The following is a 20,265-nucleotide window of genomic DNA, read 5'->3' on the forward strand; positions in this document are numbered from 1 at the left end:
CAACGCAACCGGCGCTGCGATGCAGGGTCCTTCGCTGTTGCGCCCAGGCGTCGGGTCAGGCCGCCTTCTTGAGCAGCTTGACGGCCTTGAGTACCTCGTCCACGTGGCCCGGCACCTTGAGGCCGCGCCACTCCTGCTTGAGCACGCCGTCGGCACCGATCAGGAAGGTGCTGCGCTCGATGCCCTTGACCTTCTTGCCGTACATGATCTTGTTCTTGACCACGCCGAACATGTGGCACATCTTCTCTTCGGTGTCGGCGATCAGTTCGAAGGGCAGCTCGAGCTTGGCCTTGAACTCGTCGTGCGACTTCATGTTGTCGCGCGACACGCCGAAGACGGTGGCGCCCGCCTTGACGAAGTCCTTGTACTTGTCGCGGAACTGCATGGCCTCGGTCGTGCAGCCCGGCGTGTTGTCCTTGGGATAGAAGTACAGCACCAGCACCTCGCCGAGGTGGGAGGTGTTGCTCACCTTCAACCCGCCTGTGGCATTTGCTTCGAATTCGGGGATGGGCTTGTTGACAACGATCGCCATGGAATTTCTACTCGTGTGACAGGGGTTGCTCGTTGTTGGGCATGCGCACGGCGTGCCGCAAAGGGCGATTTTACCCGATTCCCCCTATCACCGGGCTTCAGCGGGGCTGTTCCAGCAGCAGGGCCACGGCGACCTGCCGACCTTCCTGGGCCAGGATGTTGTAGGTACGGCAGGCTGCCGCCGTGTCCATGGTCTCGATCCCGATCCCGCGCGCCACCAGTTCGCGCAGCCAGGCCGGCTTCGGAAAACGGATGCGGTCGCCGCTGCCGAAGATCGCCACTTCGGGCTGCAGCTGGGCCAACCGGTCGAAGTGCCCGGGGCCGAGTTCCTCGTAGGTCGCGCAGTTCCAGTCGATGCGCTCGCCGCGCGAATCGATGATGACGCTGTGGGCGATCCGGTCCGCGTTGACCGCCACCCACCCCGGGCCATAGCCGGTGATGGCCTGCACGTCGAACCGGTCGGGCTGCAGCTTCATGGAGGGGGAGTGAAGGGCGGAAGGGCTGCCTCATCAGGTGCGGGAGCCCATCGGAACTATGGTCAAATTATAGGTTTCACCGCCGCCAGCGATCCCCCGGAGGGGCTTTGAAGACCGTCCACAAATCCGCCAAGCTCGCCAACGTCCTGTACGACATCCGCGGTCCGATCATGGACGCGGCCCGGCAGATGGAGGAGGAAGGGCACAAGATCATCAAGCTCAACATCGGCAACCTCGCGGTGTTCGGCTTCGATGCCCCGGAAGAGATCCAGCAGGACATGATCCGCAACCTCGGCAACTCGGCCGGGTACTCGGACAGCAAGGGCATCTTCGCGGCGCGCAAGGCGGTGATGCACTACACCCAGCAGCAGGGCATCCAGGGCGTCACGCTCGACGACATCTGGCTGGGCAACGGCGCGAGCGAGCTGATCGCCATGGCCACCAACGGGTTGCTGGACGACGGCGACGAACTGCTGCTGCCCTCGCCGGACTACCCGCTGTGGACCGCCGCCACCAGCCTGTCGGGCGGCACGCCGGTGCATTACCGCTGCGACGAATCCAACGGCTGGATGCCCGACCTGGACGACGTCCGCAGCAAGATCACGCCGCGCACCAAGGGCATCGTGGTCATCAACCCCAACAACCCGACGGGCGCGCTGTACTCGGACGAACTGCTGCGTGCCCTCGTCGACCTCGCGCGCGAGAACGGCCTGGTGATCCTGGCCGACGAGGTCTACGACAAGGTGCTGTACGAAGGCGTCAGGCACACCGCCATCGGCAGCCTGTCGACCGACGTGCTCACGCTGACCTTCAACTCGCTGTCCAAGAGCTACCGCTCCTGCGGCTACCGCGCCGGCTGGATGGTGGTGTCGGGCGACAAGCGCGCCGCGGCCGACTACATCGAGGGCCTGACCATGCTCTCGAACATGCGGCTGTGCGCCAACGTGCCCGGGCAGTACGCGATCCAGACCGCGCTGGGCGGCTACCAGAGCATCAACGAGTTGATCGCCCCGGCCGGGCGGCTGCGCCGGCAGCGGGACCTGGCCTACGAACTCATCACCGCGATTCCGGGCGTCACCTGCGTCAAGCCGCAGGCGGCGCTGTACATGTTCCCGCGGCTGGACCCCAAGCTGTACCCGATCGCCGACGACCGCCAGTTCTTCCTCGAACTGCTGCAGCAGACGCGCGTGATGCTGGTGCAGGGCTCGGGCTTCAACTACCCGGACAACCAGCACTTCCGCATCGTCTTCCTGCCCCACGAGGAAGACCTGCGCGAGGCGATCGGCCGGATCGCGAAATTCCTCGACAACTACCGCAAGCGTCACAGTTCATGAGCCCCCACGCTCCGCACTTCGTGTCTCCGCTGCCCCCCGAGGGGGCCCTTGCCTCCCTAGAGGCGGCTCGTCGGGAGGCAAGATCATGAAAGCCATCCAGGTCGGCCTGCTGGGCATCGGCACCGTCGGCAGCGGCGTCTTCACGGTCCTCGACCGCAACCAGCAGGAAATCCAGCGGCGCGCCGGCCGCGGCATCGAGATCGCCATGGTCGCGGACCTGGACACCGCGCGGGCCAAGGCCGTCGTCGGCGACCGCGCCCAGGTGGTCGACGACGCACGCAAGGTCATCGCCAATCCCGACATCGACATCGTCGTCGAGCTGATCGGCGGCTACGGCATCGCCCGCGAGCTGGTGATGGAAGCCATCGCGGCCGGCAAGCACGTGGTCACCGCCAACAAGGCGCTGCTGGCCGTGCACGGCACCGAGATCTTCGCCGCCGCCCACCAGCGCGGCGTGATGGTGGGCTTCGAGGCCGCGGTGGCCGGCGGCATTCCCATCATCAAGTCGCTGCGCGAGGGCCTGACGGCCAATCGCATCGAGTGGGTGGTGGGCATCATCAACGGCACCACCAACTTCATCCTGTCGGAGATGCGGGACAAGGGCCTGGACTTCGATGTGGTGCTGAAGGAAGCCCAGCGCCTGGGCTATGCCGAGGCCGACCCGACCTTCGACATCGAAGGCGTCGATGCCGCGCACAAGGCGACCATCCTCAGCGCCATCGCCTTCGGTATCCCGGTGCAGTTCGACAAGGCCTACGTCGAGGGCATCACCCGGCTGGCGGCGCAGGACATCCGCTATGCCGAGCAGCTCGGCTACCGGATCAAGCTGCTGGGCATCGCCAAGCGCGTGCCCAAGGGCATCGAGCTGCGCGTGCACCCCTGCCTCGTGCCGTCCAAGCGCCTGCTGGCCAACGTGGAAGGCGCGATGAACGCCGTGGTGGTGCGCGGCGACGCCGTCGGGACCACGCTGCACTACGGCAAGGGCGCCGGCAGCGAGCCGACCGCCAGCGCCGTGATCGCCGACCTGGTGGACATCACGCGCCTGCACACCTCCGACGCCGCCCACCGGGTGCCGCACCTGGCCTTCCAGCCCGACCAGATGAGCAGCGAACCGGTGCTCGGCATGGAGGAGGTCGTGACCAGCTATTACCTGCGCCTGCGCGTGGCCGACCAACCCGGCGTCCTGGCCAAGGTCACCGGCCTGATGGCGGAAGCCGGCGTGTCGATCGACGCCATGCTCCAGCGCGAGGCGGGCGAGGGCGAGAAGCAGACCGACCTGATCATCCTCACGCACGACGTGCGCGAAGGTGCCATGAACGAGGTGCTGGGGCGCATGCAGCAGCTGCCTACCGTGCTGGCGCCCATCGTGCGCATCCGCAAGGAAGAACTGGCCTGATGCGATACCTGTCGACGCGGGGCCATCCGGACCGCCAGCCCTTCTGCGGCATCCTGCTGGAGGGCCTGGCGCCCGACGGCGGCCTGTACCTGCCCGAACACTACCCGCAGGTCGATGCGGTCACGCTGGCCCGCTGGCGCGGCCTGCCGTACGCCGAACTCGCGTTCGAGATCCTGTCGCTCTACATCGACGACATCCCGGCCGCCGACCTGCGCGCGATCTGCGAACGGACCTACACCGTCGAGGCGTTCGGCACGGAGGCGATCGCACCTCTCAGGAAGCTGGAGGACGGGCTGTACCTGCTCGGCCTGTCCAATGGCCCCACGCTGGCCTTCAAGGACATGGCCATGCAGCTGCTGGGCAACCTGTTCGAGTACGAACTGGGCCGGCGCGGCGAGGAGCTGAACATCCTGGGCGCGACCTCGGGCGACACCGGCAGCGCGGCCGAGTACGCCATGCGCGGCAAGAAGGGCGTGCGCGTGTTCATGACCTCGCCGCACGGCCGCATGAGCCCGTTCCAGCAGGCGCAGATGTTCAGCCTGCAGGACGCCAACATCCACAACCTCGCGATCCGCGGCGTGTTCGACGACTGCCAGGACATCGTGAAGGCGGTCTCCGGCGACCTCGAGTTCAAGCGCAGGTACCGCATCGGGACGGTGAACTCGATCAACTGGGCCCGGCTGGTCGCGCAGGTCGTCTACTACTTCGCCGGCTACTTCCAGGCCACGCGCTCCGATAGCGAGAGGGTGTCCTTCGCAGTCCCCTCGGGCAATTTTGGCAACATCTGCGCCGGCCACGTGGCGCGCCAGATGGGCCTGCCGATCGACAGGCTGGTGCTTGCGACCAACGAGAACGACGTGCTGGACGAATTCTTCCGCACCGGCGTCTATCGCGTGCGTGCGGCCGCCGACACGCACGAGACTTCCAGCCCCTCGATGGACATCAGCAAGGCCAGCAACTTCGAGCGCTTCGTGTTCGACCTGCTGGGCCGCGATGCGACCCGCACCCGCGCGCTGTTCGCCGAGGAGCTTCCGCGGAACGGCCGCTTCGACCTGTCGCGCGATCCGGCGTTCGCCCGCGCGGGCACTCAGTTTGGATTCAGCAGCGGCAAGAGCACGCACGCCGACCGGCTGGCGACCATTCGCGATGCGTGGCAGCGCCTGCAGGTGATGGTGGACACCCACACGGCCGACGGCATCCGGGTGGCCCGGCAACACGTGCAGCCGGGCGTGCCCATGATCGTGCTGGAGACCGCGCTGCCGGTGAAGTTCGCCGCCACCATCGTCGAGGCGCTGGGCCGCGAGCCCGAGCGTCCCGCGCGCTTCGAGGGGCTGGAGTCGCTGCCCCGCCGGGTGACCGTGCTGCCGGCCGATGCCGGCGAGGTCAAGTCGTACATCGCGGCGCACTGCGCCTGAAGGTCGCCATGAAAGTCGTCGCTTTCGCGGGTTTCTCCGGTTCGGGCAAGACCACGCTGGTCGAGGGCATCATCCCTGAGCTCAAGCGCCGCGGCCTGCGGGTGTCGGTCGCCAAGCACGCCCACCACAGCTTCGACATCGACCATCCCGGCAAGGACACCTTCCGGCACCGCGCCGCCGGCGCCTTCGAGGTGGTCGTGGCCTCCGGTCGCCGGCTGGCGCTGATGCGGGAGTTCGAGCAGGACGCGCAGCTGACCGTGCACCACCTGATTGCCGAGCTCTACGACGGCGTGGACTGGGTGCTGGTGGAAGGCTTCAAGGACAGCGACCTGCTCAAGATCGAGGTGTGGCGCCCGGAATCCGGCCAGAAGGCCCGCTACCCGGACGACGACTTCATCGTGGCCATCGCGACCGATGCGCCCGACCGGCTCCCGGAAGCAACCCTTCGCCCCGTGCTGGACCTGAACGATCCGGGTGCAGTGGCGCAGTGGCTGGTCGAGAATGGTCCCCGGTTCGACTACAACCCGGAGATGTACGGATGAGCGGACGAGGGCAGGGCCGCGGAGGGACGCACCGGTGAGCACGCGTCCCCCGCTCAAGCCGCTGGACGAGGCGCTGGCCGAGCTGCTCGAGCGTGCCCGGCCGCTGGAGCCCGTCGACAGCGTGGCCACCTTCGAGGCCGACGGCCGCGTGCTGGCCGAGGACCTGGTGTCCCCCTTGCAGGTGCCGCCGCAGGACAACAGTTCCATGGACGGCTACGCGGTGCGGCGCGCCGAGATCGCCGACGAGGGCGTGGTGCTGCCGGTCAGCCAGCGCATCGCCGCGGGTCACGCGGCTCAGCCGCTGCAGCCCGGCACCGTGGCGCGCATCTTCACCGGCGCGCCGGTGCCCGCCGGGGCCGACGCCATCGTCATGCAGGAACACACGGAACCGGCCGGCGAGGGCGCCGTGCGCATCCTGTCGGTGCCGACAGCCGGCCAGTGGATCCGCCGCAGCGGCGAGGACGTGACGCGCGGCAGCGTGGTGCTGCACAAGGGCCATCGACTGGATCCCGCGGCGTGCGGACTGGCGGCCGGCATCGGCCGCGACCGCCTGCAGGTCGCGCGCCGGCCGCGGGTGGCGCTGTTCTCGACGGGCGACGAGCTCGTCATGCCCGGCACCATCGCGCCCGAGCAGATGCCGCCCGGCGCCATCTACAACTCCAACCGATTCTTCCTGCGCCAGCTGCTGGCGCGCTGCGGCTGCGAGGTGAGCGACCTGGGCATCGTGCCGGACCGTCGCGATGCGACCGTCGACGCCCTGCGGCAGGCGGCCCAGGACCATGACCTGATCCTCACCAGCGGCGGCGTGTCGGTGGGCGAGGAAGACCACATCAAGCCGGCGGTGCAGCAGCTCGGATCCCTCGACCTGTGGCAGATCGCGATGAAGCCCGGCAAGCCTTTCGCGCATGGCCGCGTGGGCGAGGCCCATTTCATCGGCCTGCCCGGCAACCCGGTGTCCAGCTTCGTCACCTTCCTGCTGCTGGTGCGACCCTTCCTGCTCAAGCTGCAAGGTGCCAGCCGGCTGCAGCCACCGATCCTGGTGCTGCAGGCCCAATTCGACTGGCCCCGGGCCGACAAGCGCCGCGAGTTCCTGCGAGTGCGGCGCAACGCCGAGGGCGCGCTGGAACTGTTCCCCAACCAGAGCTCGGGCGTGCTGACCTCCACGGTGTGGTGCGACGGCCTGGTCGACAACCCCCCGGGCCGCACCATCGCCCGCGGCGACGCGGTCCGGTTCATTCCCCTGGCGGAGCTGTTGGCATGAAGGTGTCGCTGCGTTATTTCGCATCGGTGCGCGAGGCCATGGGCCGCGGCGCGGAGGAACGCCAGACCGGCGCGCGCACGCTGGCCGGCCTGCGCGAGGAACTGCAGGCGTTGGGCGCGCCCTACGCGCAGGCGCTGGGCGCCGGCAAGGCCGTGCGCATGGCGCTCGACCAAGTCATGGCGGACGGTGAGGCGCCCCTGCGCGACGGCTGCGAAGTCGCCTTCTTCCCGCCCGTCACCGGGGGGTGAGATGGCGGACCGCGTGTCCATCCAGGCTGCCGATTTCGACGTCGGCCAGGAGCTGGAGCGCCTGCGCGAGGCCGACCACCGCGTCGGCGCCGTCTGCAGCTTCGTAGGCACCGTGCGCGCCGCCGGTGGCGCCGCCGAGGTGCTCGACATGGAACTGGAGCACTACCCCGGCATGACCGAGAAGGCGATCGAGGCCATGGTCGATGAGGCACATCGCCGCTTCGACATCTACGCGGCGCGTGTCGTGCATCGGGTCGGCGTCCTCAAGCCGGGCGAGCAGATCGTGCTGGTGGCCGTCACTTCGTCCCATCGCGGCCAGAGCTTCCAGGCCTGCGAGTTCCTGATGGACTACCTCAAGACCCAGGCGCCGTTCTGGAAGAAGGAACGCACGCCGCAGGGCGAGCAGTGGGTCGACGCCCGGGTGAGCGACGACGAGGCGCTGGCACGCTGGGGCATCCGGGCCAGCAACGCCTGAAGGGCCTGCGTCGGCGCGAACCGGCTCACGCCGGGACAGCGGCCTTCCGGGTCCCGCCCACGCTCCACACCTGCTGCGGCCGCCGCAACGCGCCCGGATTGTCGAACGGCGAGGCAGCAAGCAGCACCGCGTCGAAGGGCGCACCGGCCACCAGCCGCGGCTGCGCGGCGCCGAAGTGGCGCCGCGGGGCGGCAGTGGCGGCCTGCAGTACCGCTTCCATCGGCAGGCCGGCTTCGAGGAAGCGCTCGATCTCCTCGAACAATGCCCGCCCGTGCTCCACGCCCATGCTGCCGGCATCGGTGCCGAGCAGCAGCGTCACGCCCATCTCGTGGGCCAGCCGCACGTGCTCGGCATGGCTGTCCAGGATGCGCCGCAGGTTGGCCACCGTCCCGGGCGACCAGCCTGCGGCCTCGGAATGGGCCCACTGGAAATGCACCGGGCAGAAGGTGGGCGTCCAGGCCTGCTCCTGGTCGCACATGCGGGCCAGGATGTCGCGGCTCATGAAGAAGCCGTGCTCTATGCAGTCGATCCCTGCTGCGGCCGCCACCGCCAGTCCCTTGGCGCCGCTGCAATGCGCGAACACCTTGCGGCCGCAGGCGTGCGCGGTCTGCACCACCAGCCGCGCGGCCTCGACGTCGAACTGCGGCTCGTCGGTCACGGCGCCGGCCTCGAAGTCGATGATGCCGGTCAGGATCAGCTTGATCTCGTCGTTGGCGGCGGCCAGCCCCCGTACCGAGCTGCGGATGCTGTCGGCGTCGTCCACGTCGGTGGCCATGAAGGCACCGTAGCGCCGGGCCCGCTTGACGCCCAGCCCGCCCGAGCGCACCTGGGCCAGGCCGCTGCCGGGCCGCCGCGCTTCCTCGCGCACCCGGTTGTTGATGCCGTGCCGGTCGCCGGCGTCGCGCACCAGCGTGACGCCGCAGGCCAGGGTCTGGCGCGCACTGGCGCGGGCCGCCTCGGCCAGCGCTTCGACCTCCTGCTTCAGGTGCGCCGAGCGCTGCGCCGGGTCGGTGGTGCCGCCGTCCAGGAACAGGTGCACATGGGCGTCCACCAGCCCCGGCATCAGGAACGCACCGCGCTGCACCGCCCAGCCCTGGGCCGCCAGCGCGGCGCCGTGGTCGCCGGGCTCGACCTGCACGATGCGGCCGGCGTCGACGCGGAAGGTGTGCGGTCCGCGATGCCGGTGCTCGCCGTCGAACCACTCGGCGACCACCAGTGCCAGCCCGGGGCTTGCGGAGTGCATGGCGTCAGGCCCGGTAGAACTTGCGCACCGCGCGCAGCGCGTTGCTGCCGCTCTGCTCCAGGAAATGGCGGTAGGCCTGCAGCACGTAGTGGTCCTCCGCCAGCGGCGCATAGCCGCGCCAGGGCGTGCCCAGCACCACGTCGAAGCCGTCCGGCACCGTCAGCGTGAGGAAGGCGTTCTCCAGGCCGTGCTTCAGGTCGGAGCCGTCCACCGCCTTGGGCGGCAGTTGCTGGCCGATGTTGGACAGGCCGCCCATCATGTGAACGCCCCGCAATGCCGGGTCCTGGCCGATCAGGCGGATCGCGTCGATGGTGCTGCGGTTCAGCCGCTCGGTGTCGGCGACGATGGCGCTGACCGACATGTCCACCAGGATGTCGTCGGCCGGCATGCCATGGTCGTTCATCAGCCGCAGTGCGCCACGGCGGGCCGTGCCGTAGATGTCCTCGGCCGTCTTGTTGCCCTTGGCGACGCCGTCCTCGACCCGCTCGGAGGCCATCAGGATCACCTTGAAGCGGTAGGGGCCGTACAGCTCCATCAGGTCCCAGCGGTGCTCGGTGATCGAGTTGACGATCGGCAGCTGGCCGCCGGCGCGCGCCGGGTCGTAGCTCTGCAGGCAGATCTCCTGCACCTTGCGGCTCGGGAAGTCGAACGACAGCGGCACGTCCACGACCTCCTGGATGGCGCGGATCACGCGCGCCATCCAGGCCGGGTCGGTCATGGCGCGGGCGCCCACGTTCACGTTCAGCCAGCTGGCGCCGGCCTCGGCCTGCTTCACGGCCAGCGCCTGGATGCCGGCCAGGTCCTCGTTGTCGAACAGCGCCTTGGTGCTCTTGAAGCCCGGGTTGATGCGCTCGCCGATGATGCGGATGGGAAAGCCCTGTGCTGTGCTCATGCTGGTTCTCTGGGTGGCGGAAAGCCGATGTGGTGCAGGAAGGTGCGCTGGAAGTCGCTGCGCGAACTGAGCTCCACGTAGCGGCAGCGGGCGGCCAGTTGCGCCGCGCGCCGGCGGCGCTCGCGCGAGGCCAGCATCTGCTGCACGCCCAGCCCGGCGGCATTGCCGACCTGCTGGAAGCGCTCGCGCGGCAGCGGCGGCAGCAGGCCGATGGCCACGGCGCTGCCGACGTCGATGTAGGCGCCGAAGGCACCGGCGATCAGGCAACGATCCACGCGCCCCTCGTCGATGCCGGCCTCGGCGCACAGCAGCTGAGCGCCGGTGCGGATCGCCGACTTGGCCAACTGCACGGCGCGCACGTCGTGCTGGGTGAAGCGCACGGCGGGCGCCGCCTCGGTCTCTTCGGCCAGGATCACGGCGCGCAGGCCGTCGAACTGGCCGACGGCCGGCGCGTCGGCGGCGATGCGGCCGCGCGCATCGATCCAGCCGGCCTGCAGCAGCGCCGCCAGGGTGTCCAGCACGCCGGATCCGCACAGCCCCACCGGGGCCTTGCCGCCGATCACCTGCAGCTGCAGCCGGCCCGTGTCGTCGATGCGCACCCGCTCGATCGCGCCTTCGGCGGCGCGCATGCCGCTGCCGATGTTGCCGCCCTCCAGTGCCGGCCCGGAAGGACAGGAGGCCGACCCGATGCGGCCCTGGTGCACCAGGCTCAGTTCGGTGTTGGTGCCTATGTCCAGCACCAGCGTCGTGCCGGGCTGCGACCACAGCGGCTCGGTGGCGAGCAGGGCAGCGACGTGATCGCCGCCGACGAAGCCGCCGACGCCCGGGGCCAGGTGCAGCTGCGCACCCCGGGCGAGCCGCAGGCCGAGTTCCGCGGCCGGCACGTCCAGCGGCTCATTGGCCGCCGCCACGAAAGGCGAGCGCCCGAGCTGCGCCACCGGCCAGCCGGCCAGCAGGTGCTGCATGGCAGTGTTGCCGCACACCGTCACGTCGGCGATGTCGGTCGCACTGGCACCGACGGCCCGCGTCAGCTCGTGGGCCAGGGACGCGATTACGTCCACTGCGGCCTGCTGCAGCGCCTTCGCGGCGGCGCCGTCCTTGATCGCGTGGTTGATCCGCGTGATCAGGTCGGCACCCCAGGGCACCTGGGGGTTCTCCAGCCCCAGGCTGGCCAGCCGGCGGCCGCTCTCAAGGTCCACGAGGAAGCCGGCGGCGTTGGTGGTGCCCAGGTCGACGGCCAGCCCGAGCAGCGGCGACTGCGGCGCAGCCACGCCGGCGATGCGCAGTCCGGCTTCGCCATGGGCAAGCCGCACGTCGACGCGCCACTGGTGCGCCCGCAGCAGCGCCGGGAGGGCCGCGGCCGCGCCGCGCTCGATGGCGATCGGCTGCAGCGGCGGGTCTTCGCGCAGCAGGGCGCGGCGCAGCCGGTCGGCGTCGCTGGCCAGGTCGTCCAGGCTGGCGGGGGCCACCTGCACGCAGCGCCGCGAGACGGCCGGGTCCAGCGGCAGCGCGGCCGCGGCTTCGCTGCCCACCTCCGCCCGCACGATGGGCGCCAGCGAGCGCGGCGCCAGTTCCACCTCCAGCCCGGAGCGCGGTTGCACCTGGCAGGCGCGCTCCCATTTGCGGCGGCTGCCTTCGTCCCCTCGCTGGGTGCTGCCGTTCCGGATCCGCACGATGCAGGTACCGCAGGTGCCGCCGCCGCCGCAGGCGCCCAGGATGCGCAGGCCGGCCCGGCGGGCGGCGGCGAACAGCGTCTCGTCCTCGCGGCACTCGATGCTGCGATCCAGCGCCGGGAACTGCACCTGGTGCGAGCGGACCGGGCCGGCGATCGCCGGCGCGGGGCGGGGCGATCGAAGGTCCATCACGCCGCCTCCAGCGCCAGCACGCAGCGCGGCCGCGAGGGACAGGCGTCGCAACGCGACCACGTCTGCGCCGGCAGCGCCAGCCCCACGCCCTGCACGATGGAGGTCGACTTGGCGGGGTGCATCATCAGGGTGCGGGTGAGTTCCACGCCGATGTCCCCGGCACCGGCCAGCTGGAGCACCACCTGCTGCGCCGACAGCGCCAGCCCCGGATCGCCGGCGCGCAACTCACCGGCCATGCCCAGGCCCTGCTTGCGCACGCCGGCCAGCATGCGGTCCTGCACCTTGCGCGAGAGGGCAAACAGCAGCTCGTTGCCCAGGCCATCGAGCGCCACGGCCAGCGCCGCGCGGCGCTCGGCGAACAGCTCGCTCACCTTGCGTTCCAGCCCCTCGCCCAGCGTGGCGACGGCGCAGGCCACGCCGGTCAGCTGGCCGCTGCCCGGCACCAGCCAGGGGGCCTGCAGCCGATGCCCGTCCAGGCACAACCAGCCGGCCGTGCCCGGCTCTCCTTCCAGCGGCACGACGCGCCAGCTGGCGCGGGCGCGCACCAGCGCCTGCTCGCGCACCATGGCGAGCGCCTGTTCGCGCAGGGCGACCAGCCGCGGGCGCCTCGCGACGTGGGCGGGCACCCGGCCGCGCTCCACTTCGCGCAAGACGTCGACGTCGTCCAGGGACGGCATGGCGGCCGATTCAGCCCGCGTACTTGCGGGCGGCGCCGAACATCGCGCGCACGTTGGCCACCGGCGTTTCGTCCGGGATGCCGAAGGCGCCATCCAGGATCAGCTTGCCGCCCTTGTTCCAGACGTTGTCGACCAAGTGCTTCACGGCTGCATCCACGTCCTCGGGCGTGCCGGTCGTGAGCAGGGACGGCGACAGGTTGCCGCGAAGTGCGACCCGGTCGCCCAGCACCTCGAAGGCCTTGACCATGTCGGTGCGCTCGAACCAGTAGATGCACTTGCCGGCCGGGATGTCCTTGATCACCTCCAGCCGCTTGGTGCAGTCCGACTCCCACATCGGCATCGGCACCAGCCCGGCGTCGATCAGCTCGATCATCATCCTGCGGAACGGCGGCCACCAGAACTCCTCGAACTGCCTGGGGTTCATGAATGCGTCCGGCGCCCAGTGGGTCGGGATGAACACGATGGGGTGGCCGGCCGCCTTGGCGTTGGCGATGGTCATGCGCGCCAGGAACACCGCCGCCTTGTCCAGGACCAGCTTCAGCTTGTCCTTGTGCCGGAACAGGTCCTTCATCATGCCGGTCGCGCCGCGGAAGTAGTCCGCGATGAAGTCGTAGGGCGACACCGAGTTGCCGCCGTTGAACAGCGGGTAGCCGGCCGCGTTGATCTTCTGCGTCCAGTCGACGTGGTGGGAGAACATGACGTTCACCTCCTCGGCAGCCGCCACGATCTTCTCGAAGGAGGCGCGCACCTCGGGCAGCGCGAACGGGCGGATGCCGTTGACCAGGCGGAAGTAGTGCAGCCCGGGGAACACCGGCAGCTTGTCGAAGCCCTCGAAGGCGCTGGCCACCCGCGGCAGGTACTTCTGCAGGTAGAAGCCGGTCGGGTCGAACAGGAATTCGTCGTACTCGTCGGCGCTCATGTACTCGCGATCGAGGTACTGGAAGGGCTGCATCTCGCCCACGCCGTGGCCGGGCCACTGCAGCTGCTTGAAGCCGATCTTCTCCAGCGCGTTGCCCGCACTGGTGCCCAGGACCAGCGGGAAGACGCCGTCCGGCTCGAACTCGATGACGGCGTCGTAGCAGGCCTTCTTGGCCTTGTCGTAGTCGTACATCAGCTCCTTGAAGCTGATGCCGCCGTAGGTGGCCGGCCAGAAGAAGCTGTGCAGGCCGACCGGCATGCGATCGGGCTGCTCCAGCCGCACGCAGGCCATGATGCGTTCCCAGCGCGCGTCGTAGGCGGCCTTGGCGGCGGGGCTCTGCTCGTAGGGCCCGATCATCGCTGCGCTCATGCCGCCACCCCGATCCACTCGCGGCACAGCGACACGGCTTCCACCGCGTTGACGCCGAACGCGTCGGCGCCGGTGTAGCCGCGCACCGTCTCGTCGATCTGGCCGCCGCCGATCATCACCTTGAAGCCGTCCCGGATGCCGGCCTGCTCGAAGGCGGTGATGGTCTCCTTCATGGAGTCGAAGGCCAGGGTCAGGAAGCCGGACAGGCCGACCACGTCCGGCTGGAAGGACTTGATCTCGTCGATGAACTTCGCCACCGGCACGTCGACGCCGATGTCCTTCACCTCGAAGCCGTTGATGTCCAGCATGAAGGTGACGATGTTCTTGCCGATGTCGTGCAGGTCGCCGTGCACCGTGCCGATCAGCACCTTGCCGTGGGTGGCGGCCGCGCCGCCGCCCTGCTGCTTGATCAGCGGCTTGGCGACGGCGCCGATCGTGTCGAGCATCTCGCCGGCCAGCACCAGCTCGGGCAGGAAGTACTCGCCCTCCTCGAAGCGCTTGCCCACGATGTCCATCGCCGCGCGGCACAGGTCCAGCACGCGCATGGGATCGGCGCCGTCCTCCAGCAGCATGCGCCGGGCCAGCGGCAGCGCGTCGTCCTCGTTCATGTCGGCCAGCCACTCCACGAGTTGGCGTTCCTCTTCAGTCCAGTCGCTCATGGCGTCGTCTCCAGGATGGGATGGGAAGTCAGGGGAGCCGGGGCGGGACGCAGACCCGCCTCGACGATGATCCGGGCCAGCTGCTCCTCGTTGCGGTGGCCCATCAGGTGCACGCCGGCCACGCCTTCGATGCGGCGCAGCGCGTGGATGGTCTCCACGCAGATGCGTCGGCCCTCGGCCTGCGGGTCGGCGGCGGCGGCGATGCGATCGGTCACGGCCGCGGGCACGTGCACGCCGGGCACGTTGTCGGCCATCCAGCGCAGCGCCTTGGCGCTGGACAGCGTGCCGACGCCGACCAGGATGGCGGCGCGCCGGTGCAGCCCGCGTGCGCGCACCGCTCGCATGAAGTCCTCCAGCATGGCCAGGTCGAAGCAGAACTGGGTCTGGATGAATTGCGCGCCGGCGTCGATCTTGCGTTCCAGATTGGCCACCCGCTCGGCGTAGGGCGGCACGAAGGGGTTGGCGGTCGCGCCCAGGAACAGGCGCGGCGCCTGTTCCAGCTTGCGGCCGGAGGCGTATTCGGCGCGGTCGCGCATGCCGCGCAGGATGGCCAGCAGGTTGACCGCGTCGAGGTCGAACACCGGCTTGGCCTGCGGGTGGTCGCCCCGGCTGACGTCGTCGCCGGTCAGGCACAGCACGTTGCGCACCCCGAGCGCGGCGGCGCCCAGCACGTCGCCCTGCAGTGCGATGCGATTGCGGTCTCTGCATCCCACCTGGCAGACCGGAGTGAAACCGGCACCGGCCAGCACCGAGGCCGCGGCGACGCTGGACATGTGGCAGTTGGCGCCGGCCCCGTCGGTGATGTTGATGGCATCGGCCAGGCCGCGAAAGCGCTGGGCGCGCTGCAGCAGGGCGGCCGGGTCGGGCGAGTCCGGCGGCGCGATTTCGACCGTCACGAGGAAGCGGCCCTCTCGCCACGCCGCTTCGAGCGGCCCACTCGCAGGGTTTGCGTCCGTCGCGGTCGCCGGTGCTGGCGCGGGTGCGGCCGGTCGCCCCGCGATCACCTGGATCCAGGCGGACTGGCCGCGGCGCCGATGATCCAGCGTCGCGACGCGCCGGGTCCAGGTGGCGGTGTGGCCCGGCTGGATGCGGTTGTCGCCGTCCGTGGCTTCCAGCCAGACGCAGCGCATCTCCGGCCGCACCTCGCAGCCGCCGTCGGTGCGCACGCCGCCGCAGGGCCCGTTGCGCATCTGCTTCGCGCAATGGGTCGGGCAGGCCATGCCGGTGACCGACAGCACGCAGTCGCCGCACATCTGGCAATCGAACAGCAGCCCCTTCGCGCCGCGTTCCAGCGGCACCAGCCAGCGGGCCAGCCGCTGGACGCCGATCGCCCGCGCCAGCGGCGCGAAGCGGGGCGCCAGTCCCGCCAGCCAGCGGTACAGCCGCGCCAGCCCGCGGGCGTGGCGTACCGACCAGTGGCGCAGCCGCTTCATCGGGGCGCCGCTGGCAGGCAGCGGTCAGGAAGGAGCCAGTTCGTATCCACGTTGTATACAGAAAACGTGGATGGGGATGATCAAGAGCCTCCCCTTGCGGGACTTGATCCAGCGCAAAGTCGCCCCCGTTTGGCGGCTGAAATCAGGGTAAACGCGGAGGTCTCCGCTCGTCGGCGCGGAAGAACGGAACCCGAGGCGCCGAGTCGATCAGCAGCTCGGATGTATACAGTTGGCCGTCAGTTCAGGTAGCGCGGACGCTCGGCGCCGGTCTCTTCGGCGGTCGCGCCTTCGATGACCGGCGGCGTCGCGAAGGCGTCGCGCCATTGCGATCGCGCCAGCGATTGCTCCAGCAGGTGCATCAGGCCCTGCATCAGCTTGGGGTCCAGCTCCATCTGGAAGCCGCGCGGCTTGGCCGCGCCCCGGACCGATGCCCGCTCGTTGAAGGCCAGCCGGAGCCGGCCATTGGCCAGCGGCGTGGCATCCACGTCGGTGACCAGCAGCGGCTCGGTGCCCAGGGGGAGCTTGGGCTTGTCCTGGTAGGGCGTGTCGAAATCGGCCTTCTGCAGGAACTCCTCCTTGCGGAACTCCGTGAACAGGCGCTTGGTTTCCTCGTCGCCGCTGCCGACGGCGCTGGCGGACGGCTCGCTCTTGAACACCTGGTCGGTGTGCAGCTTGCCCAGCAGGGGCCACAGGCCGTGCATCAGGCGGCGCGTCAGCCACATGCGCATCTCCTCGCCGCCGATGCTGTTCACGCGCAGCAGGATGCGGTCCTGCTCGGCCTGGTAGGTCACCGACAACTGGTGGATCTGCATCGCTTGATTCTAGTCAGCCCATCGGGCGCCACGGACGCGCTGATAGACCCTTGAAATCCGCGGGGAAAGGCGCAAGCTGGAACGCAGTCCGGAGATTTCCCCCACACCCATGCGACTCGACAAGCTCACCACCAAGTTCCAGGAGGCGCTGGCCGAAGCCCAGACGCTGGCGCTCGCCAATGACCACGCGTACATCGAACCCGAGCACGTGCTCGTGGCCATGCTGCGCCAGGAGGACGGGCCGCGCGCCCTGCTGCAGCGCGCCGGTGCCAACACGCCCGGCCTGCTGGCGGCGGCGGAGGCGGCCATGCACAGGCGCCCGCAGGTGCAGGGCCAGGAGCAGGTGCAGGTCGGCCGTGAACTGGTCGGGCTGTTGCAGGCGGCCGAGAAGGAAGGCCTCAAGCGCGGCGACCAGTTCATCGCCAGCGAGCTGTTCCTGCTGGCGCTGGCCGACAGCAAGTCCGACCTGGGCCGCATCGCCCGCGAGAACGGGCTCACGCGCAAGTCCCTCGAGGCGGCGGTCGATGCCGTGCGCGGTGGCCAGAACGTGGACAGCGCGGAGGCCGAAGGCCAGCGCGAGGCGCTCAAGAAGTACACGCTGGACCTGACCGAGCGGGCCCGCCAGGGCAAGCTCGACCCGGTGATCGGCCGCGACGAGGAGATCCGGCGGGCCATCCAGGTGCTGCAGCGGCGCACCAAGAACAACCCGGTCCTGATCGGGGAGCCGGGCGTGGGCAAGACCGCCATCGTCGAAGGACTGGCGCAGCGCATCGTCGGCGGCGAAGTGCCGGAGACGCTCAAGGGCAAGCGCGTGCTGTCGCTCGACATGGCGGCGCTGCTGGCCGGCGCCAAGTACCGCGGCGAGTTCGAGGAGCGGCTGAAGAACGTGCTGACCGAGCTGGCCAAGGACGAGGGCAACACCATCGTCTTCATCGACGAGCTGCACACCATGGTGGGCGCCGGCAAGGCCGAAGGCGCCATCGACGCCGGCAACATGCTCAAGCCGGCGCTGGCGCGCGGCGAGCTGCACTGCGTGGGTGCCACCACCCTGGACGAATACCGCAAGTACATCGAGAAGGACGCCGCGCTGGAGCGCCGCTTCCAGAAGATCCTGGTGGGCGAACCAACGGTGGAGGCCACCATCGCCATCCTGCGCGGGCTGCAGGAGAAGTACGAGGTCCACCACGGCGTGGAGATCACCGACCCGGCCATCGTGGCCGCGGCCGAGCTCTCGCACCGCTACATCACCGACCGCTTCCTGCCCGACAAGGCGATCGACCTGATCGACGAGGCGGCCTCCCGGATCAAGATCGAGATCGATTCCAAGCCGGAGGCGATCGACCGCCTCGACCGGCGACTGATCCAGCTGCAGATCGAGCGCGAGGCGGTCCGCAAGGAGACCGACGAGGCCTCGCAGAAGCGCCTGGCCCTGATCGAGGACGAGATCGGCACGCTCCAGAAGGAGATCGCCGACCTGGAGGAGATCTGGAAGTCGGAGAAGGCCACGGCCCAGGGCAGCGCCCAGGTCAAGGAAGAGATCGACAAGCTGCGCCGCGAGATCGACGAGTCCACCCGCAAGGGCGACTTCAACAAGGTCGCCGAGCTGCAGTACGGCAAGCTGCCGTCGCTGGAAAAACAGCTGAAGGAAGCGCAGGCCGCCGAGACCTCCAAGGGCAAGAGCGGCAAGCCGCAGCTGCTGCGCACCCAGGTCGGCGCCGAGGAGATCGCCGAGGTGGTGGCGCGTGCCACCGGCATCCCGGTCGCCAAGCTGATGCAGGGCGAGCGCGAGAAGCTGCTGCTGATGGAGGAGCGGCTGCACCAGCGCGTGGTCGGCCAGGACGAGGCGATCAGCGCCGTGTCCAACGCCATCCGCCGCTCGCGCTCGGGCCTGTCCGATCCCAACCGGCCGACCGGCTCGTTCCTGTTCCTGGGCCCCACCGGCGTCGGCAAGACCGAGCTGTGCAAGGCGCTCGCGATGTTCCTGTTCGACAGCGAGGAGCACCTGATCCGCGTCGACATGAGCGAGTTCATGGAGAAGCACTCCGTGGCCCGGCTGATCGGCGCGCCGCCCGGCTACGTCGGCTACGAGGAGGGCGGCTACCTGACCGAGGCCGTGCGCCGCAAGCCCTACAGCGTGATCCTGCTCGACGAGGTCGAGAAGGCGCACCACGACGTCTTCAACGTGCTGCTGCAGGTGCTGGACGATGGCCGGCTGACCGACGGCCAGGGTCGCACCGTGGACTTCAAGAACACGGTGATCGTGATGACGTCCAACATCGGCTCGCACATGATCCAGGCCATGGTGGGCAAGCCCTACGAGGACATCAAGGAAGCGGTGTGGGACGAGCTCAAGAGCCACTTCCGCCCCGAGTTCCTCAACCGCATCGACGAGACCGTGGTGTTCCACGGCCTGGGTGCCGAGCACATCGCGCAGATCGCGAAGATCCAGCTCAGGGTGCTGGAGCAGCGGCTGGCGAAGATGGACCTCACGCTGCAGGTCTCGCCGGCGGCGCTGGAGGAACTGGCCAAGGTCGGCTTCGACCCGGTGTTCGGCGCACGGCCGCTCAAGCGGGCGATCCAGCAGCGGATCGAGAATCCGCTGTCGCGGCTGATCCTGGAGGGGCGGTTCCCGCCCAAGAGCGTGATCCCGGTGGAAGTGAACCCGGTGCTCGAGCCCGGCGTGTTCCACTTCGGCGAGCTCCAGGAGCCGGCCGAATCGGCCGCCTGAACCGGGCCGCTCCGGCGGGGGCGGCCTTTTCGTACCCGACGCGCGGCAGGGTTGAATGCCGCGCCGGGTTGCCGCGTGGCCGCGCTGCGGTCACACTGGACCATCCAACCGCCCGACTGTCGAGCCTGAATTCCTGATGCCCCTGGTCCTTTCCTTCCTTGCCCGCCTGCTGGCCCTTGCCGCCGGCCTCGTCCTTGCTGCCAGCCTGCTCGCGGCCGGCCTGGTGGCGGTCGCGTTCCTGCTGCTGAAGGCGGGGTGGGCTCGGCTGACCGGGAAGCCCGTGCCGCCCATCCTCTCGGCCGTGTGGCGCATGCGGGGCTTCGCGGCCGCCCAGCGCTTCCGCACTGCCGCGAGCACCCGGCCGGCGCCGGGGTTCGAGCCGCGGCGCGTGCGCGTGCCGGTCGACGTGACCGACGTCGAACCCAAGTAGCGCGTCCTCGCGCAGGGGCCGCGCCCTTCCTGGTTCATCCACTGCCGGGTTCCGGGTGGTCGCTGCCGCATGGCTGCGGCCCCGTCCTACGTGGTGCGGTGTGGACGGCCGCCAGCATTCGCGGGCAACGCACCCAGCGAGGCCGCCATGCCCCACCTTGTTGCCGACGAGGACGATGACCTGCCCACTCCGTGCATCGTGGCCGATCCGCAGCGCCAGGACGATTACTGGCGGGCAACCTACCGGCGCGAGCGCTACTTCCGCGCCGGCTGCGAGTACGAGGACTATGCGCCGGCCTATTGCGTGGGCTATGTCGGCTATGCGCAGTACGGCGGCGAGTACGAGCAGGCCGAGCGCTCGCTGTTCGCCAACTGGGAACGGATCAAGGGCGCTTCGCGCCTGACACCGCAGGAGGCGCGGGCGGCCTTCCGCGCCGCCTGGGAACGGGAGGCGCGCGATTCGCGAGCGGCCGACCCGGCCCACGGCCGTTAGCGTCTCCCTTGCCGCACCGTCGAGTCGCGCCGTCGAGCCCATCTGTTGCGGGTCGGCCGCAATGTGGC

Annotated in this window: 20 protein-coding genes; 10 read left to right on the forward strand and 10 right to left on the reverse strand. The window is 69.7% G+C overall.

From position 1 onward, the window contains the following. Positions 1–55: 55 nt before the first annotated feature. Together VEC03_RS00450 and VEC03_RS00455 are read right to left on the reverse strand one after the other, a co-directional pair. Positions 56–532, reverse strand: a complete 477-nt coding sequence (locus VEC03_RS00450) for a peroxiredoxin (protein WP_324912152.1) — start codon at positions 530–532, stop codon at positions 56–58. A 97-nt stretch (positions 533–629) separates the two neighbouring features. Next, positions 630–1,007: an Mth938-like domain-containing protein gene (locus VEC03_RS00455; protein ID WP_324912153.1), complete on the reverse strand. Its 378-nt coding sequence runs from the start codon at positions 1,005–1,007 to the stop codon at positions 630–632. A 107-nt stretch (positions 1,008–1,114) separates the two neighbouring features. On the opposite strand from VEC03_RS00455, the gene VEC03_RS00460 reads away from it, so the two are divergent. The 7 genes from VEC03_RS00460 to VEC03_RS00490 all read left to right on the forward strand — a co-directional run bounded on the left by VEC03_RS00460 (position 1,115) and on the right by VEC03_RS00490 (position 7,678). Then, positions 1,115–2,341: a pyridoxal phosphate-dependent aminotransferase gene (locus VEC03_RS00460; protein WP_324912154.1), complete on the forward strand. Its 1,227-nt coding sequence runs from the start codon at positions 1,115–1,117 to the stop codon at positions 2,339–2,341. 85 nt (positions 2,342–2,426) lie between these two features. Continuing rightward, positions 2,427–3,737 carry a homoserine dehydrogenase gene (locus VEC03_RS00465; protein ID WP_324912155.1) on the forward strand — a complete coding sequence of 437 codons (1,311 nt, stop codon included), beginning with the start codon at positions 2,427–2,429 and terminating at the stop codon, positions 3,735–3,737. Continuing rightward, entirely contained in the window at positions 3,737–5,152 is a 1,416-nt protein-coding gene (gene thrC / locus VEC03_RS00470; RefSeq protein WP_324912156.1) for a threonine synthase, read from the forward strand. Before VEC03_RS00465 ends, thrC begins: the two co-directional genes overlap by 1 nt. An 8-nt stretch (positions 5,153–5,160) precedes the next feature. Beyond that, on the forward strand, positions 5,161–5,694 hold the full coding sequence (mobB, locus tag VEC03_RS00475; RefSeq protein ID WP_324912157.1) for a molybdopterin-guanine dinucleotide biosynthesis protein B: 534 nt from the start codon (positions 5,161–5,163) through the stop codon (positions 5,692–5,694). A gap of 34 nt (positions 5,695–5,728) precedes the next feature. After that, complete coding sequence (gene glp / locus VEC03_RS00480) at positions 5,729–6,955, forward strand: gephyrin-like molybdotransferase Glp (protein WP_324912158.1); 1,227 nt, start codon at positions 5,729–5,731, stop codon at positions 6,953–6,955. Further along, positions 6,952–7,203 carry a molybdopterin converting factor subunit 1 gene (gene moaD, locus VEC03_RS00485; protein WP_324912159.1) on the forward strand — a complete coding sequence of 84 codons (252 nt, stop codon included), beginning with the start codon at positions 6,952–6,954 and terminating at the stop codon, positions 7,201–7,203. Before glp ends, moaD begins: the two co-directional genes overlap by 4 nt. Before the next feature lies 1 nt (position 7,204). After that, the gene (locus VEC03_RS00490; protein ID WP_324912160.1) at positions 7,205–7,678 is read left to right on the forward strand and encodes a molybdenum cofactor biosynthesis protein MoaE; all 474 of its coding nucleotides are present in this window, start codon (positions 7,205–7,207) and stop codon (positions 7,676–7,678) included. 25 nt (positions 7,679–7,703) lie between these two features. Here VEC03_RS00490 and VEC03_RS00495 read toward each other — a convergent pair whose 3' ends face one another. The 8 genes from VEC03_RS00495 to VEC03_RS00530 form a co-directional block, all read right to left on the reverse strand. Then, the gene (locus VEC03_RS00495; RefSeq protein WP_324912161.1) at positions 7,704–8,921 is read right to left on the reverse strand and encodes an amidohydrolase family protein; all 1,218 of its coding nucleotides are present in this window, start codon (positions 8,919–8,921) and stop codon (positions 7,704–7,706) included. A 4-nt stretch (positions 8,922–8,925) separates the two neighbouring features. Then, positions 8,926–9,813: a dihydropteroate synthase gene (locus VEC03_RS00500; RefSeq protein ID WP_324912162.1), complete on the reverse strand. Its 888-nt coding sequence runs from the start codon at positions 9,811–9,813 to the stop codon at positions 8,926–8,928. Further along, on the reverse strand, positions 9,810–11,675 hold the full coding sequence (locus tag VEC03_RS00505; RefSeq protein ID WP_324912163.1) for an ASKHA domain-containing protein: 1,866 nt from the start codon (positions 11,673–11,675) through the stop codon (positions 9,810–9,812). The genes VEC03_RS00500 and VEC03_RS00505 overlap by 4 nt, the downstream gene beginning before the upstream one ends. Beyond that, positions 11,675–12,355 (reverse strand): hypothetical protein, encoded by a 681-nt coding sequence (locus VEC03_RS00510; RefSeq protein ID WP_324912164.1) that lies wholly within the window; start codon positions 12,353–12,355, stop codon positions 11,675–11,677. The genes VEC03_RS00505 and VEC03_RS00510 overlap by 1 nt, the downstream gene beginning before the upstream one ends. Before the next feature lie 10 nt (positions 12,356–12,365). Next, entirely contained in the window at positions 12,366–13,643 is a 1,278-nt protein-coding gene (locus tag VEC03_RS00515) for a uroporphyrinogen decarboxylase family protein (protein ID WP_324912165.1), read from the reverse strand. Next, positions 13,640–14,302 carry a cobalamin B12-binding domain-containing protein gene (locus VEC03_RS00520; RefSeq protein ID WP_324912166.1) on the reverse strand — a complete coding sequence of 221 codons (663 nt, stop codon included), beginning with the start codon at positions 14,300–14,302 and terminating at the stop codon, positions 13,640–13,642. The genes VEC03_RS00515 and VEC03_RS00520 overlap by 4 nt, the downstream gene beginning before the upstream one ends. Next, positions 14,299–15,735: a methylenetetrahydrofolate reductase C-terminal domain-containing protein gene (locus VEC03_RS00525; protein WP_324912167.1), complete on the reverse strand. Its 1,437-nt coding sequence runs from the start codon at positions 15,733–15,735 to the stop codon at positions 14,299–14,301. Before VEC03_RS00525 ends, VEC03_RS00520 begins: the two co-directional genes overlap by 4 nt. Positions 15,736–15,971: 236 nt before the next feature. Then, entirely contained in the window at positions 15,972–16,547 is a 576-nt protein-coding gene (locus VEC03_RS00530) for a hypothetical protein (protein WP_324912168.1), read from the reverse strand. 109 nt (positions 16,548–16,656) lie between these two features. Here VEC03_RS00530 and clpB point away from each other — a divergent pair, with 109 nt between their 5' ends. From clpB to VEC03_RS00545, 3 genes are all read left to right on the forward strand, one after another. Next, on the forward strand, positions 16,657–19,275 hold the full coding sequence (gene clpB, locus VEC03_RS00535; RefSeq protein WP_324912169.1) for an ATP-dependent chaperone ClpB: 2,619 nt from the start codon (positions 16,657–16,659) through the stop codon (positions 19,273–19,275). Between the two features lie 136 nt (positions 19,276–19,411). After that, the gene (locus VEC03_RS00540) at positions 19,412–19,705 is read left to right on the forward strand and encodes a hypothetical protein (RefSeq protein ID WP_324912170.1); all 294 of its coding nucleotides are present in this window, start codon (positions 19,412–19,414) and stop codon (positions 19,703–19,705) included. A 147-nt stretch (positions 19,706–19,852) separates the two neighbouring features. Continuing rightward, complete coding sequence (locus VEC03_RS00545; RefSeq protein ID WP_324912171.1) at positions 19,853–20,197, forward strand: hypothetical protein; 345 nt, start codon at positions 19,853–19,855, stop codon at positions 20,195–20,197. Positions 20,198–20,265: the final 68 nt, after the last annotated feature.

Origin of the sequence: Ramlibacter sp. (assembly GCF_035627355.1) — a bacterium.
Classification (GTDB): domain Bacteria; phylum Pseudomonadota; class Gammaproteobacteria; order Burkholderiales; family Burkholderiaceae_C; genus Ramlibacter.